Genomic DNA, 14,422 nt, shown 5'->3' with positions numbered 1-14,422 from the left:
TCATCTTATAGGACGGGGAAAATTATTATTTGGGGTATAGTAGTCCAAGCGCCCTAAGGTAGAATAGGGAAAGATAAGATCTTATGAAGATCGCGTAGAGTAGATTTGCGATTATGTAAGCGAGTAGTGGCCCAGTAGCTATGTTAAGGCCAATGTAACCTAACGTTATGATGAAATTTAATATGAAGCTGATTATCCATACTATAATTGCAACTATAATATACCAGAGGATATATTTTCCCCATCCGATCTCTGATATGACATCTAATATTTCTCTGAATCGGAATGCTGCTTTAAATCGGTCGTTAGCCGCCATGTGGGCTATTGCGATGGTCAATAATAGTCCAAATATTATGGCTATGATAATCCCCAATAATCTTGTGATACTACTGGCGGTTGGGTTTGAATGGGCTATGAAGGGGCCGATATTCATGATTAGCCATGGTATTATCATATAGACTATGGCTACACTCGAAACTTTAAGCCCATCAATGAACATCCCCCATATCTTATCAAATTCTGGAAGCTCATCAAACCCGGCTATTGTAGTTCTAAGAACTCTGAAAGCGTATCCAATAACGAAAAATAATGGGATTAACATTAGAATCAGGGAAACTCCAATTAGGACTGGTAGGGGTGCTGGTAAAAGTCCCCCTAATAGGGGAAGTGAGTTTACGAGTAGAAATAATATACCTAATGTGATTAATTTCCTCCAATTCGACGCTGGGTACTTAATGGCGTCACCTATAATCTCTTGGATATTCACAATTTATGCCCCCAAGAATATCTAATAATTAAATTTGTCAGTTTCATATATATAACTACTTGATATTTTTTAAAATTTCAAAAAAATTTTTAGAATAAATAAAAAACAGTATCAAAAAAATGAAAGTATAGACATCCTAATACTTCGAGGATTCCTTTAAGCGACTTTAAGAGTGTAACTTTTTTTTGAGCCTCTCGGTAGCTTAATTACATGTACTCTAGGGCATCCGCATTCTAGCTTGCTGAGTATGGGAGGTCTCATGGGTCCAAATGCGCCCTTCGTAGTACATTATGGTGGAACCTCCAATTATCGCAACTACATGGAAGGAGACATACACCCCCAAGGATGTAAAGTCTGATACATCACCAAAAAATAGAAAAATGGAGGTGGATATCATTCATAGGCGTACCTGAGTCCAATGGCCCTGTACAGAAAGAGAGTGACATAAGGTGTCACCAATAACTGTACTAATATTTGGCCGAGAACTGGAATACTGCCAAGTATTAAAGATCCAATGAAGAGTATCACACAGGATACGATTATAACTGCAAGGTACCATAGGATATATTTTCCCCATCCGATCTCTGATATGACATCTAATATTTCTCTGAATCGGAATGCTGCTCCAAATTCACTGTCATTATATGCCATGTGGGCTATTGCTATGGTCAATAATAGTCCAAATATGATTGCTACGATAATCCCTATTATAATAATGCCTAAACCAGCCTGCAATAGTGTTAAATCCGTGACTATAACATTTCCATAGGGTGTGAAAGCACCAGGACTTGATAATAACTTTTCTAAGCTTGTGAAAACACCAACACCTATAATTATCAGTGGTATTATCATATAGACTAGACCGACAACGAACACTTTAAGCCCATCAACGAACATTCCACCCCATTCATCAAATTCTGGAAGCTCATCAAACCCGGCTATTGTAGCCTTAAGAGCCCGGAAAACATACCCAATAGCAAAGAATGTGGGTATTATTAGGAAACCTAGTAGGTAGAACACTCCTAATATTATGAGTTTCTTCCAATCAGATGCCGGGTACTTGATGGCATCACTTATAATTTCGCCAATATCCACTTTTCACACCCCTAAAAAGCCATATTAATACATGATTTTTCAAATATTATATACTTTTTGATATAAAAAATTGCAATTTTAAATGAAAATCTCGTAAAAAGGTGTATAAAGACCTTTTTTTATCTTCACAAAAAATTTATAAAGAATAAGTTTATCAAGGTATATCAGAAGATACATCAAAGCTTATTATTGGTGGCCTCATGAAGAAAACTGTGATTTTCATCATCTTAGTTATAATCTTTGTGGGATATGTGCATTTCACAACAGCTAATGGGGAGTTTGAGCCTCTGGGCAGGTTAGCTTTTGTTAAGTTGGCTAATCCTGACATGTATCCTGGTCATCCGCATTCTAGGTTGCTTGCTGAGTATGCGAGGTCTCATGGGTCCAAATGCGCCCTTGTAGTACATTATGGTGGAAGCTCCAATTATCGCAGCTACATGGAAGGGGACATCCTAATACTACAACTAGCATATGTAGAGAAAAAACCATACACCCCAGGGATAAACTGGAGTGAAGTATGGGAGGAGGGTATTAATGGGGTTCCAGCCGACAAATGGACCTACAGGAGTGATGGGATAGAATTTCAAACGTTAGATGAGGCTTTGGCCTATATCAGGGAACGTGCAAGGGAGAATGGCCAGGATGGGCCCATACCGCTCGTCTACCATGGCACGGTAAGGGAAGGTGATATTGTAATAAACCAAGGTTGTGGCTTTCCATTATATTATCATATAATACGGAGCCAATACGGGCCATTGGTGGCATACTATTATGTAATTAAAGGTTTCTTTTATCCGTACATTTATAATCCTTATCGTAATTTTGAGATTAAAAATGCAGAAGCCCTACAGTATTATTACACCCATAACATGTTAAATTATGAATAGACTTCTTTGATTGATTTTTTTAATTCCATTATCGAGGCGTTGGTTTTTATACCAGTGGCTCTGCAGTGGCTTCGAACCACTTTAAAACCTTTTTCTTGTAGGTTCTCCATGACTTTTTTGAGGGGTGGGGCGCTTATCCTCATTTTGCTGCAGATTTTATGGATATCATAGAATGTTGGAGGCATCCCAGCCTCCTCTTCTAAAAGTTTTAATAATTTTAGGGCTTCTTTTTTCTTGTTCAAAGTCTTTTCGGGCAGCGATCTTATCATTCCCTTGATGAAACTTTCATCCTCCAATTCCCCTATCCAAAGAGGGCCGCTAAAATCCAATCTTCCACCACATTTAGGGCATTTTTTTGGCAAAATTGGGAGCATACCATGTTCTAGGTTCCGGTATAGGCAATTGTGGCAATGGTATATGAATCCAATGTTTTCTTTGAGGGATTTATCTGCCTTAGCCGCTCCTTTGCCAATTTCCAGGTAAATGCGCATATAATGTTGGCTACTATAAGCTAACCTGCTTTTGATATATTTTTTATACTTTGCAAGGGTTAAACTTGTGAAACCTACCAGTATTCTCAGACCATTTTCATGGCAGTATTCTGTCTTTAAAGGCACTGCATTATATTTCCTTATACAAGGGTTTTTGTATGTGCCGCAGAGACTAGAAGTGTCTGTTGCAGTGACACATAATAATGAGTCTTTTTTGAGGGAATAACCAGCCGATTCTATAAAAGGGGATGGTGTGCCGAAGGGGTCTATATCAACAACATCAAAAATGCCCCTATTCCTTCGGAGTAGGATGTTAGCGTCCTCCATTGTTATATCAACAGGGGCATTGTTGAGTTTACTATTTTCTTCTATGAATTCCACTGCAACTGGGTTTATATCATTGGCCAGGACGCTTTCAACTCCTTCTATTTCGAGACGGTATCTTATACCCCTTATACCGCTACCGGCAAAGAGATCGGCTATTTTTATCTTGGATTTTTTCTCTTTTTGGAATTGTTGAATTGCCAAGACTGATATATCCCTGTTAAGCTCCATATTGGGATTATAGAATACGGGAGCTTTTGAGGAAATCTTATGGAAACTGGGAATTTTGACTGTTACTATACCCTCATTTATTGTCATCATCATATTACCCTATAGGAAAATCTTATACTTTTAACTAGGGTTAATAGTAAAATTTTAAAGAGAACAATCTTGGGGTATATCATGGAGTCAGGTAGAGGAATAAAAGAGGATCCTGGGAAGGTAAATTGTCCATGGTGTGGTACTTTAAATCGGGGAACTGCTAGATTTTGCATTTTTTGCGGCAGAAGATTAGGGGACCAGGCATATAATGGGCCAAGGTTTTTATTTAATGCTAGGGAGGGTAATAATAGTCTATGGAGGTATATTCTAACCATAATATTAACCCTTGGAGTTTCCAGCATCCTTACAGGGATAATATTAGGCATATTCCTTGGGATTATTCTTCTTTTATCCCATAGGACATCTGATATTTTTAACATGTTATCTAATCCATTTTATCTGCTTATAATCGCTGGTATGGTGTTCTTTGTGGCCTATATTTTCCTTTATCTATCTGTAAGGTTCTTGCATAATAGAAGCTTCAAATCCCTCATAAATACTGGTCGGGAAATTGACTGGAAAAGGATAATGAGAGGGGCTGTTGTATGGTTTTCGATACTCTCAATCTTTGATATCATATATTTTATAGTAAGCCCGGGATCATTTAGATTTTCATTCGAACCGCACAGCTTCTTCATATTATCTTTTATAGCCCTTATTGTATTCCCAATACAAGCATCCTTCGAGGAGGTTTTTTTCAGAGGATACCTCCTACAAGCTTTTGGTTTAATATTAAAGAGTCCATTTTTGGTCTTGGTCGTGAATTCATTGATATTCGCTGGATTTCACTGGTGGAATGGGAGCAATCTGACAATGAGCTTATCTATTGTGACAAGCGCGTTTATAATAGGTTTAATGTTAGGTTTAATCACACTCGCAGATGATGGTATAGAATTGGCTGTGGGTATCCATATAATCAATAACCTTTATGTGAGTTTAATCCATAATTCCCCTGATAGTGGAATAGGCAACTTGCCATCCCTAGTGGTAACCCCCCAGGACCCCTACCTTTCACCTATCATACTCATAGCCGCTGTCCTAACTGCAATATTCATACTATTTAGAAATAGGAGAGAAGATATTCTCAAAGTATTTAAGTGAGGTTTCCGATTATGATACCAATCGCGAGTCCGATAATAGAAGATGATGAAATCCGAGAAGTAGTAAAAGTATTACGTTCAGGTTTCCTCGCCCAAGGCCCCAAGGTCGAGGAATTTGAAAAAGCATTTGCCGATTACACCAACAGTGAATATGCCGTGGCTACAAGTTCTGGTACAACCGCATTACACGTTGCATTATCCGCGGCTGGTGTGGGTAAAGGCGATGAGGTTATAACCACGCCTTTTAGTTTCGCGGCAACAGCAAATGCAGCCTTATATGTGGGGGCCCGGCCAGTTTTTGTTGATATAGACCCCCTAACCTACAATATAGACCCTGAGAGGATAGAAGATGCTATAACAGAGGATACAAAGGCTATAATAGTTGTTCACCTTTATGGGCAGCCGGCTGAAATGAACCATATCATAGATATAGGTGAAGATCATGGACTCATAGTTATTGAGGATGCTGCCCAGGCACATGGAGCATTATATCATAAGAAGAAGGTGGGTTCATTGGGTGATATTGGATGTTTCAGTTTTTATCCTACGAAGAATATCACCACAGGTGAAGGGGGGATGATAACAACTGATGATGAGGATATAGCCCACCTTGCTAGGATGATAAGGTCTCATGGTGAAAGTGAACGTTATGAACACGTGATCCTAGGATACAATTTTAGGATGACTGATATAGCAGCTGCCATTGGGATTGTTCAACTTAAAAAGCTTGACAAGTTCAATAGTAAAAGGATAGAAAATGCAAAATATTTAACAGAGAATCTTAAGGACTTTGAGCATATCACAACCCCATATGTCATGGATGATGTTAAGCATGTCTTCCACCAGTATACTGTAAGGGTTGAGAACAGGGAAAAATGGATAGAACATTTTAAAAGAGAGGGTATAGGGACTGGAGTGTATTATCCGAAGCCGATCTATCGTCAACCGTTATATGAGGATCTTGGTTTAGGGGTTAGTTGTCCAGAGGCTGAGAAGGCCTCTGGGGAGGTATTGTCATTACCAGTGCATCCTAGCTTAGGCGTTGAGGAGCTTGATAGGATAATCGATGCGGTTGAGAATTTCCAAATTTAGAGTTTGCTCTTCACAGAGGTTATTTTATCTTTTAGAGTTTTTTCAACATCTCTTCTATCATCTATTTTGACTGTGGTGTACACCCTATCACAATCTAATTTGAATACGGCTTCGTGAGCCGCTTTTATGGCGTCTAGGATGTCCTCAAGGTCCTTGGCTTCTATCTGCGTCCCCATACCAGATATTTCATATTTGATATTCTTTTTCTCTATTGCTTTTATCGCAGCAGCTATATAATCACTTAAACTTGTATCCCCAGTTCCTATGGGGATTATGGTTAATTCTGCTGTTATCAATCACGATCCCCCCTACCTTAATGGTATAATAACTATATAATATTTACTATTATGGGAGAAGTAGACTTTAACATGAAATTAGAAGAGAGAATCAGGGAACTTATAAGGGATTATAGGCTCATAGAAGAGGGTGAATTAGTAGCTGTGGCACTCTCAGGTGGAAAAGATAGTCTACTCGTATTACACGTCCTAACTGCCCTTAGAGATGATTTTGGTTTTGATATTGTCGCCATAACCGTTGACGAGGGTATAAGAGATTATAGAGAGAAGGGCTTAGATGCTGCACGTTACAATACAAAACTTTTAGGCGTTGAATTGGTTGAAAAATCCTTCAAGGAAGAATTCGATTTTTCATTGGATGAAGTTTATGGGATTTTTAAGAGTCCATGTATCCCCTGTGGGGTTTTCCGAAGGCATATACTGAATAGGACCGCCCGCAGTCTAGGAGCTGATAAGATAGCCACTGGACATAACATGGATGACGAGATACAATCATTTATGATGAGCCTAGTTAGGGGTGATACGCGCAAATTTTCCAAGTTCGGCCCTAAATTGGAGGTGATCCATCCCAAGCTTATACCTAGGATAAAACCCTTATGGAATACAAGTGAAAAAGAAACCAAAAAATGGGCCATCCTCAATAATATTAGGGTTCATTTGGAGGATTGTCCCTATTCTAGTTTATCCCTCAGATCAAGGGTTAAGAAATTTCTTAACAGGATAGAGTTGAAGAGGCCTGGAACCAAGGACTTAATCATGAAATCCTTCATTAAAACTTTTAAAATTGAACAGGAGGATGTTGAACTTTTTGAATGTGAAGTTTGTGGGGAGCCGGCTTCTATGGGGACTTGTAAAGCCTGTGAACTGTTATCTGTGATTAGAGGTTCTCTATGATCTTTGTTATAGAACCTATACCTTTACTTCTTCCTTCTCTGAATATTAGTTTTTGTCCCTCTTTTACATGGTGTGGCCTGTATTTGAATCGCATTCTGACTTTTCCTTTGTCCCCGGCGGACATGAATTCCTGGTCGAGGGGTTCTAGTATTGTTGTCTCTGCGATGGTTTCTATGTGTGTAACGCTCTCATATCCGGCTTTTATTGTTGTTGGGTGTACTAGGATTGCTACTTCTGCTTCGAATTCTCTCACGGCTTTGGGATTGTATTCTGGGTGGGCTAGTATCATGCCTCTTTCGATTTCTTGTGGTGATGCTCCTGCAATTGATATTCCAACGATGTGGCCTGGTTCCGCGCATCCAATCTGGTAGTGGTGCATTTCAATGGATTTAACTTTCACTTCTTTGAATTCTCCTGTGTGGAATGGTCCGAGGAGTAATTTTTCGCCTTTTTTAACCCTTCCTTGTCTTATGGTGCCGCTGACCACTGTTCCCACGCCCTTCACGGAATAAACCTTATCTATGTACATCATGAATGGTTTTTTGTCCTCTGATGCGTTTTCTGGGATTTTTAAATTTAGGAATAATTCATCTAGTAATTCTAGTCCCTCTCCTGTTACTGACGATGTTTCTATTATGGGGACGATGTGTTGGTTCATCTTCTCTGATACTAGCAGGGCGTCTGACCTGCCTTTGACCTTGTAGGGGATCCTACCCACGAGTTTGAGCAATTCTGATATTTTATCATGGACTTTTTGGATTCCATCTTCTCCTACTAGGTCTTTTTTTGTTATAACTACTATTACGGGTAATTCCATTGCTAGGATTATCCCCAGGTGTTCCCTTGTGATATGTGTAGGTCCCTGGTCTGCGGCGACTGTTAAAAGACCATAATCTAACTTTTGGCCTACTATACCCCTTATTGTTGTTCTAAGCCATGGTTCGTGGCCTACTGTGTCGACAAAGGATATTATCCTTTCACATTTTTCCATGAGCTCGGATTTTTCTTTTTTATCAAGTGGATTGTCTAAGCGGATCGGCTGACCGTCTAGGAAACCGTAGATTGCAAATGAAAGGTCTGCTGAAAGTCCTCTTTCTATTTCATGTTTCTGAACATCGAGGAATATGCGAGTTTTTCCAGTTCCATCATCAAGTATTCCAGTTGTTAGACTCCCTAGGAGCGTGCTTTTACCATGGTCAACATGACCTGCAACTCCTATGACAATATGTTCTTTTTTGAATGAATTTTTCCATCCTATTGTAACTTCAGCTACTTTACCATCATCTAGTGGATATTCATTCACTTCTTCTATACATGCTCCTATCTCTTGACTTAAAACCTTGAGGACGTGGATAGATTCTTGGAGTTCTTCCATTGGGAGGCCTGTTAGGCTCCCATCATCTTCAACACCTAGAAGGTAGATCGCTTTGCCCTTTCCCTTTTCCATCCTATATTTCATCTGAGAGATTAATTGCTTTTTTCTGTCTTCGTTAAGATGATATGAGATTTTGAGGGCCTTTTTAAATTCTATGTTCCTTCTTTCACCCTTTTTGGTGAAGGATTTCAAATCCTTGATCATGTCTAATCATTTTATTTCCTTTTTTAAGAATCCGCCAAGTCCATACTTTTCTTCTTGTAATTTTCGGACCATATAAGCCGCATCTTGGAAACTTTCAACTTTCCCAAGTATCCGACGACTTTTAACCCTTATCGTCTTCCCACAGACGCACCTACGAGTTTTAACACCTTCACGCGCGTATAGTGCTCTTCCACAATCGCATCTGAATATTAAGTACATTTTCTAACCAGCTCCCATTATTTTACCGATCATAGGGAGTATGATCTGGGGTATTGTGAGGAAAGTTCCTATGCTACAGCCAAGATTCGCACCTGCAACAACAAGCATGACCCTGAAAAGATTGTTACACCAAAGTTCATGAAAACTACCACACTTATTCAAATTTTCAAGGTCATGGAAGCTTACATTTCGCATTTTAGCCTCCATTAACCCTGCAAACCATCCCGCGGCCAAGAGTGGATGGAGTACAGTCATCGGAGCTACAAGGAATGCTACTAAAGCAGATTTGAGCTTTGAACCAGCCGCCAATGAGCCAATAAACGCGAAACCTCCTGTCAAGAATATGAATTTAAAAATATCACCTTGTATGTTGACCCCTGAAATGAATGCTAGGACAAAAGGCACAATTAATAATATTGGGACGATGACTAATAATTTCCTTAGAGTGGAATTCTGCTGCTTGAAGGATAAAAGTTCACTGAATGGAGGTATCTTCTCTGGATTTTGAAGGTAATATTCTATACCCTTTTTGTGCCCTGCTCCCACAACTGCGATCACTTTATCCTCTGGGATTTCTAGTAATTTCTTGGCCATGTAGGCGTCTCTTTCATCTACTAGTACGTGGTATGCTTGGGGTGAAATGTCCTTGAAGTATTCCATGACTTCCTCTAAGGTTTTTTCACTTTTTAGGCTTTCCACATCTTCTATTTCATCCTTTTTAAAGAATGATGCGAGGATATTAAAAGAGAATTTTAATTTTTCACGTAAACTCATAGAATCTATTATTCTCTGCATAGTTATGCGTATGTCCCGGTCTATGAGAGCTATCCTTGCACCTATCTCCTCAGCGGCTTCTATAGCCGCTAACATCTCGGAGCCTGGCTTCACACCTAGATCGTCACCTATCCTATTCTGCAGGTAGGTTAAAAGGCCGGTTATAAGAAAGAGGCCGATGTTCTCTCCCCTGATCAAATCTTTAACTGAGAATTGTTGGTCATCTTTTAAGCCTAACTTTTCCTTTATGAGTTTCTGGTATCTTCCAATATCCAATTCAACAGCCACAACATCCGGCTTTTCAGCGCGTATAATCTCCTTCACTTCTTCTATGCTCTTTTTTGATACATGGGCTGTCCCTATTATCTTAAGTTGTTCTATTTCCATGGAACATCACTAATATTATATCTTATATTTTTTTATTAATTTCCCATTATAGATGGGAACATTCTTTGAGATGTTTCTTTGGATGGAAAATTTCACATCCTCGAAAAATCCAAGTTTTTTCAACTTCAAAGCAGAACTGGAATTAAGTATCATATCATCCACTATCCTTTTATCATGGGCTGCTATCATCGCAGCCTTTGCAAACTCATCAAGTTCATAATCTCTTAAATAATATATTATCTCTCCTGCTGTAAGGAAATCCTCGATAGCGAATCTACCATTCACACCAGCCATTATTATTTCTATTTCATTATTTGCAAGTTCAACAGCTGCACGGGCCACGGCCCTTGCATTTATGAGGGATCCTATCAAGGCCTTGGATTTTAAACTTTTAAGTATCCTCGTACCATTAGTTGTTGTGAGGATCAAAGTTTCACCATTGTAATCTTGTATTTGGAGTGGTGAATTCCCTATGAAGCCTTTGATGGTTTCACCACCACGTTCACCTGCAAGCAATCCGCCGGTTTCCTTTGAAATTTCAAGAGCTTCACTCACGCTTTCGGCTGGTATTACCTTCTTGAATTTATCTAATGCTACTGTTATCGTTGTACTAGCCCTTAGTAGATCTACCATGATACTAAGGTCCTCTGTACTTGATCTCTGATGGGTTAAACTGATCCTCATAGTATTCACCTTAAGAAAATATATGTGTAACCTAGATTAAAAGGATTCAATAACTAGAATCCTGGGGGCCATGATATGAGGATTGTCACCACACCCATGTGTAAAGGCATACTAGATATTATAGGAGCAGATGAGTATATTGTAGCTAGAGACCCTGATACTAAGAATCCGGACCTTGCAATAGTACTTTCAGAGACTAGAACACGTTCAAAGGCCCTCAGATTAAAATTGAACACATTTCCACAGATCAGGGAAAGCATGCGTATAGTCTTTGAAACCCTTAAAAGATTATCATATGATCTAGAATATGGGTCCTTTTCTGAGATAAAATTTAGGGTATGCTCTCCATGGTGGGATGATCCACGGCCACTACAAGAGAGGAACAAAAAAATAAAAATAAAAGTTTATTCAAATTTCCTCAAAGATATTATTGAACATATGGGTTATAGTATAGTTGAAGATAACCCAGATTATATAGTCTATCCAGATTACATGAAAATAGAAGAAGAAGGGGAAAAAGTAGAGGTCCCATCACATTATAATCTGCCATTGGATCCTGTTAAAAGGGCCCTGCTAAGATACAAGATATTGGAGAATAGAATATGTATGAAACATTAACTTATGTTGGTGGTGTGCACCGCCACGAGGAAATGGAGGAACTCATCGAAGACCTTGGAGGTTTTGTACTCCAAGAGAATATGTTACAGATGGATCTTATATTAACACTTGCGGTTCCGATAGATGATGTTGAAAAGGTTAAAGAGAAGGCCAGAGAACTCCTGGGGAAGGTTAAGATAGCTCCAATGGCTGGTACAGAGATTGCTGTTGTATCACCCACACTTGCAAGGCATCATCTGCCACATGCAGCTTGTGACATTGCAGAGTATCTTAGAAGGTATGGTGCCAAGGATAACATGATAGGATTGGCTAGAGGCGCTGGCAAGGGAATATCAAGAATATCAGAGGAGGAGAAGCAGCTTATAAATGAACACGACCTTGCAATCTTCGCCCTCGGAAGCTTCAAACATTGCATAAAAGAGAAAACACACCTATTTGAGGATATAAATGTGCCAGTGGTTGTTACAGGCGCCCCCAAGATCAAGGTGGAAGAGCTTCCAGGTGCAACGGCATATGTCAGCGGCTTCGGGAGGATACCAAGACGCCTTAAAAGAGGCGAAAACATAAGAGCCTTGAAAAAACTAGTTAGAGTTGTTGAGGAGATCCTTGATAATAGGAGGAGGGAGATAGCTGAGGATCCTCCATTGGTCCCCCCAATAGTTGTTAAAAGCGAAATTGAACATCAAGTCCATGCCATAAAGAACATATATTCTCCAACACCTGTTACAAGTCAACTTGATGGCGTCCGCGTCAAATTAAATTATGAACGCTACCATAAGGATATTGAAAAAGTTAAGGTATACGATTATAAACTGGGGGATATTGCAGAGATAAAACCTTCAATCATGTATGATTATATTCTCGTAAAACTCCTACCAGAGACCTCCCTAGTCTAGTGATATAATTGAAAAAGCTCATAGGAACCCTATTCCTCATACTAATATTAACATTGGCTTATACTTTACTGAATTTCCATGTGTTAGTTTCAATAGGTGCTGGGAATATATGGTTAGCGACATTGGTATCTATGGCTTTACCATTGGCCATTATAGGTGAACAGAAATTCCCATCCATCTTTACAAGGGTGTTATATGTTTTTTCCATGACATGGCTCGGAGTCATCCTATTCTTGTTCTGGACAACCTTAATTGTTGATCTGCTTAAAATCTTCATTTATATTCCCCCATGGATAGAAGGGACAGCTTACCTCTTAGCCCTTTTTATAGGCCTTTTTTCGATTTTTAAAGGTACAAGAGTCAAGGTAAAACAAGTGGAAATACCTCTAGAGGTTCCATGTGAAGTTAAACTAGTACAACTTTCAGATCTCCATATTGGATCTATAAGAGGTGAAAGTTTCCTAGAGAGTGTGAAGGATATAGTAAACAGCTTAGGAGCTGATGCTGTTCTTATCACTGGAGACCTTGCTGATGGGAGTTCACCCATTGATGATTCCACCTTAAAGCCCCTTAAAGGAATAAAAGCGCCGATATTCTTCGTTTCGGGGAATCATGACACATATGCCGACAGAAAAAAAGTTTACCATCTATTAGAGTCCATGGGCGTGACAATATTAGATAATAGAAGCATAGATTTTATGGGTTTACAATTTGTGGGTGTTGGATATTATATGCAACGCGGGATCCTAGGGGTTCTATTGGATCAAATCGAGTTTAGAAAGGATCTTCCAACTATCTTACTCCATCATCTCCCCACGGAGTGGGATACTGCACGTGAATGGGGTGTTGATCTTCAATTGTCTGGTCACACACATGGTGGACAATTTTATCCCTTCAACCTTATTGTTAGGTGGATGTTCCCATACTTTTCAGGCCTTTATGAAAATTCAGGTAGTTATCTTTATGTATCAGAGGGTACAGGTACTTGGGGGCCTCCTATGCGCCTTGGATCCTCTAATGAGATTGTCATGTTTAAATTTAAATCATAATCTTTAAATACTAGTTTTGAATATATATTCAAAATATGCCGAGGCCAAAAAGACACAGAAGAATCCTAGGAAAACCACCAATAAAATGTTTCAAACCAGATACAACTTCAGATGAACTAATAGAAGTAACATTAGATGAATTCGAAGCCATAAGACTCAGAGACTACCATGGTATAAAACAGAAAAAATCCGCTGAAATAATGGGAATATCACAGCCCACATTCCACCGCATAATAACATCAGCACGCTCAAAGATAGCAAAAGCCTTGGTTGAAGGCAAAACAATAATCCTAAAAGGAGGTGATTATATAACAGACAAAAAAAGATACAAGTGCCTAGACTGCCAATTCGAATGGATATCCCCCAAAAAAGAATACAAAAAGTGTCCAGACTGTGGATCAGAAAACATAACCATAATAGGAGAAGATATAATGCCCGGAAGAATCGGTATGCAAAGAGGAAGAGGTATGAGAGCCGGGCCACCCAGAGCCTGCAAATGCATCGAATGCGGATACGAAATACCAAAAACCCCAGGAGTGCCATGCAGAAGCGAAAAATGTCCAAAATGTGGCGGAATAATGTGTGCCGCTGACTGAACAAGAGGCGTAAAGATGAAGATATGTATACCACTCCTAGAAGATAATGGAATGGACTCAAGGATCTCAGATCATTTTGGGAAGAGTCCATTCCTATCATTTTATGATGATAAAACATCAAAACTTGAAATAATTAAAATAGCCGGGAAACATGCCGGCGGCCAACAGACAATAGCAGAAATAGTCCTAAATTCAGACGCAGACATCCTCATATGCTCAAACATAGGACCCAAAGCCATAGATTTACTCAAAGGAAATATATACATTTTAACAGGAGCTGCTGGCAATCTAAGACAGGTGCTCCAAACATTTAAGATGAAAAATCTCCGCAGCCAATGAATTTGTAGAAGAGTG

General features: G+C 39.3%; 18 protein-coding genes. 9 read left to right on the top strand and 9 right to left on the bottom strand.

From position 1 onward, the window contains the following. Positions 1–25 precede the first annotated feature (25 nt). Together DPC56_RS01975 and DPC56_RS01970 are read right to left on the bottom strand one after the other, a co-directional pair. Complete coding sequence (locus DPC56_RS01975; protein ID WP_112093400.1) at positions 26–766, bottom strand: DUF4013 domain-containing protein; 741 nt, start codon at positions 764–766, stop codon at positions 26–28. Between the two features lie 393 nt (positions 767–1,159). Continuing rightward, on the bottom strand, positions 1,160–1,861 hold the full coding sequence (locus DPC56_RS01970; protein ID WP_112093399.1) for a DUF4013 domain-containing protein: 702 nt from the start codon (positions 1,859–1,861) through the stop codon (positions 1,160–1,162). A 200-nt stretch (positions 1,862–2,061) separates the two neighbouring features. On the opposite strand from DPC56_RS01970, the gene DPC56_RS01965 reads away from it, so the two are divergent. Next, positions 2,062–2,748 (top strand): hypothetical protein, encoded by a 687-nt coding sequence (locus DPC56_RS01965; RefSeq protein ID WP_112093398.1) that lies wholly within the window; start codon positions 2,062–2,064, stop codon positions 2,746–2,748. Here DPC56_RS01965 and DPC56_RS01960 read toward each other — a convergent pair. Beyond that, positions 2,739–3,884, bottom strand: a complete 1,146-nt coding sequence (locus tag DPC56_RS01960) for a tRNA (guanine(10)-N(2))-dimethyltransferase (RefSeq protein WP_112093397.1) — start codon at positions 3,882–3,884, stop codon at positions 2,739–2,741. The two genes, DPC56_RS01965 and DPC56_RS01960, sit on opposite strands and share 10 nt — an antisense overlap. A gap of 81 nt (positions 3,885–3,965) precedes the next feature. Here DPC56_RS01960 and DPC56_RS01955 point away from each other — a divergent pair, with 81 nt between their 5' ends. Continuing rightward, positions 3,966–4,985 (top strand): CPBP family intramembrane glutamic endopeptidase, encoded by a 1,020-nt coding sequence (locus DPC56_RS01955; RefSeq protein ID WP_112093396.1) that lies wholly within the window; start codon positions 3,966–3,968, stop codon positions 4,983–4,985. Between the two features lie 11 nt (positions 4,986–4,996). Then, entirely contained in the window at positions 4,997–6,076 is a 1,080-nt protein-coding gene (locus DPC56_RS01950) for a DegT/DnrJ/EryC1/StrS family aminotransferase (RefSeq protein ID WP_112093395.1), read from the top strand. Here the strand turns inward: DPC56_RS01950 and DPC56_RS01945 are convergent. Then, on the bottom strand, positions 6,073–6,372 hold the full coding sequence (locus DPC56_RS01945) for an MTH1187 family thiamine-binding protein (RefSeq protein ID WP_112093394.1): 300 nt from the start codon (positions 6,370–6,372) through the stop codon (positions 6,073–6,075). The two genes, DPC56_RS01950 and DPC56_RS01945, sit on opposite strands and share 4 nt — an antisense overlap. A gap of 51 nt (positions 6,373–6,423) precedes the next feature. Here DPC56_RS01945 and DPC56_RS01940 point away from each other — a divergent pair, with 51 nt between their 5' ends. After that, the gene (locus DPC56_RS01940; protein WP_112093393.1) at positions 6,424–7,266 is read left to right on the top strand and encodes a TIGR00269 family protein; all 843 of its coding nucleotides are present in this window, start codon (positions 6,424–6,426) and stop codon (positions 7,264–7,266) included. On the opposite strand, the gene DPC56_RS01935 is transcribed toward DPC56_RS01940, so the two are convergent. The 4 genes from DPC56_RS01935 to comB are packed head-to-tail and all read right to left on the bottom strand — an operon-like array spanning position 7,250 to position 10,909. Next, the gene (locus tag DPC56_RS01935) at positions 7,250–8,845 is read right to left on the bottom strand and encodes a GTPBP1 family GTP-binding protein (RefSeq protein WP_112093392.1); all 1,596 of its coding nucleotides are present in this window, start codon (positions 8,843–8,845) and stop codon (positions 7,250–7,252) included. The genes DPC56_RS01940 and DPC56_RS01935 overlap by 17 nt on opposite strands. A 6-nt stretch (positions 8,846–8,851) precedes the next feature. Further along, the gene (locus DPC56_RS01930; RefSeq protein WP_112093391.1) at positions 8,852–9,064 is read right to left on the bottom strand and encodes a DUF1922 domain-containing protein; all 213 of its coding nucleotides are present in this window, start codon (positions 9,062–9,064) and stop codon (positions 8,852–8,854) included. 3 nt (positions 9,065–9,067) lie between these two features. Next, complete coding sequence (locus tag DPC56_RS01925; protein WP_112093390.1) at positions 9,068–10,225, bottom strand: TraB/GumN family protein; 1,158 nt, start codon at positions 10,223–10,225, stop codon at positions 9,068–9,070. 15 nt (positions 10,226–10,240) lie between these two features. Next, positions 10,241–10,909: a 2-phosphosulfolactate phosphatase gene (gene comB / locus DPC56_RS01920; protein ID WP_112093389.1), complete on the bottom strand. Its 669-nt coding sequence runs from the start codon at positions 10,907–10,909 to the stop codon at positions 10,241–10,243. 75 nt (positions 10,910–10,984) lie between these two features. Between comB and DPC56_RS01915 the strand changes: the two genes are divergently transcribed. Both DPC56_RS01915 and DPC56_RS01910 read left to right on the top strand, forming a co-directional pair. Next, a complete protein-coding gene (locus DPC56_RS01915; RefSeq protein WP_112093388.1) occupies positions 10,985–11,527 on the top strand; it encodes a hypothetical protein in 543 nt (180 codons plus the stop codon). Further along, positions 11,512–12,423, top strand: coding sequence for a methanogenesis marker 7 protein (locus DPC56_RS01910; protein ID WP_112093387.1), 912 nt, complete (start codon positions 11,512–11,514; stop codon positions 12,421–12,423). The genes DPC56_RS01915 and DPC56_RS01910 overlap by 16 nt, the downstream gene beginning before the upstream one ends. A 58-nt stretch (positions 12,424–12,481) precedes the next feature. Here the strand turns inward: DPC56_RS01910 and DPC56_RS08320 are convergent, their stop codons facing one another. Then, positions 12,482–12,700 (bottom strand): hypothetical protein, encoded by a 219-nt coding sequence (locus DPC56_RS08320; protein WP_220084803.1) that lies wholly within the window; start codon positions 12,698–12,700, stop codon positions 12,482–12,484. Between the two features lie 97 nt (positions 12,701–12,797). On the opposite strand from DPC56_RS08320, the gene DPC56_RS08315 reads away from it, so the two are divergent. From DPC56_RS08315 to DPC56_RS01895, 3 genes are read left to right on the top strand one after another with little or no spacing between them, the layout of a single operon-like run. Further along, a complete protein-coding gene (locus DPC56_RS08315) occupies positions 12,798–13,472 on the top strand; it encodes a metallophosphoesterase (protein WP_220084802.1) in 675 nt (224 codons plus the stop codon). Between the two features lie 35 nt (positions 13,473–13,507). Next, entirely contained in the window at positions 13,508–14,068 is a 561-nt protein-coding gene (locus tag DPC56_RS01900) for a DUF134 domain-containing protein (protein WP_112093385.1), read from the top strand. Between the two features lie 15 nt (positions 14,069–14,083). After that, on the top strand, positions 14,084–14,407 hold the full coding sequence (locus DPC56_RS01895; protein WP_112093384.1) for a NifB/NifX family molybdenum-iron cluster-binding protein: 324 nt from the start codon (positions 14,084–14,086) through the stop codon (positions 14,405–14,407). Positions 14,408–14,422: the final 15 nt, after the last annotated feature.

The organism is Methanothermobacter tenebrarum (genome assembly GCF_003264935.1).
Classification (GTDB): Archaea; Methanobacteriota; Methanobacteria; order Methanobacteriales; family DSM-23052; genus Methanothermobacter_A; species Methanothermobacter_A tenebrarum_A.
The sequence above is the reverse complement of the archived record's forward strand: the minus strand, read 5'-3'. Positions and strand labels throughout refer to the sequence as shown.

Bases quoted from the DNA above. Each gene is read 5' to 3' on its own strand.
- DPC56_RS01910 (WP_112093387.1), top strand. From the start codon at position 11,512: ATGTATGAAACATTAACTTATGTTGGTGGTGTGCACCGCCACGAGGAA.
- DPC56_RS01940 (WP_112093393.1), top strand. From the start codon at position 6,424: ATGGGAGAAGTAGACTTTAACATGAAATTAGAAGAGAGAATCAGGGAA.
- DPC56_RS01965 (WP_112093398.1), top strand. From the start codon at position 2,062: ATGAAGAAAACTGTGATTTTCATCATCTTAGTTATAATCTTTGTGGGA.
- DPC56_RS08320 (WP_220084803.1), bottom strand. From the start codon at position 12,700: ATGAAGATTTTAAGCAGATCAACAATTAAGGTTGTCCAGAACAAGAAT.
- DPC56_RS01935 (WP_112093392.1), bottom strand. From the start codon at position 8,845: ATGATCAAGGATTTGAAATCCTTCACCAAAAAGGGTGAAAGAAGGAAC.
- DPC56_RS01930 (WP_112093391.1), bottom strand. From the start codon at position 9,064: ATGTACTTAATATTCAGATGCGATTGTGGAAGAGCACTATACGCGCGT.
- DPC56_RS01950 (WP_112093395.1), top strand. From the start codon at position 4,997: ATGATACCAATCGCGAGTCCGATAATAGAAGATGATGAAATCCGAGAA.
- DPC56_RS01925 (WP_112093390.1), bottom strand. From the start codon at position 10,225: ATGGAAATAGAACAACTTAAGATAATAGGGACAGCCCATGTATCAAAA.
- DPC56_RS01960 (WP_112093397.1), bottom strand. From the start codon at position 3,884: ATGATGACAATAAATGAGGGTATAGTAACAGTCAAAATTCCCAGTTTC.
- DPC56_RS01895 (WP_112093384.1), top strand. From the start codon at position 14,084: ATGAAGATATGTATACCACTCCTAGAAGATAATGGAATGGACTCAAGG.
- DPC56_RS01955 (WP_112093396.1), top strand. From the start codon at position 3,966: ATGGAGTCAGGTAGAGGAATAAAAGAGGATCCTGGGAAGGTAAATTGT.
- comB (WP_112093389.1), bottom strand. From the start codon at position 10,909: ATGAGGATCAGTTTAACCCATCAGAGATCAAGTACAGAGGACCTTAGT.
- DPC56_RS01900 (WP_112093385.1), top strand. From the start codon at position 13,508: ATGCCGAGGCCAAAAAGACACAGAAGAATCCTAGGAAAACCACCAATA.
- DPC56_RS01915 (WP_112093388.1), top strand. From the start codon at position 10,985: ATGAGGATTGTCACCACACCCATGTGTAAAGGCATACTAGATATTATA.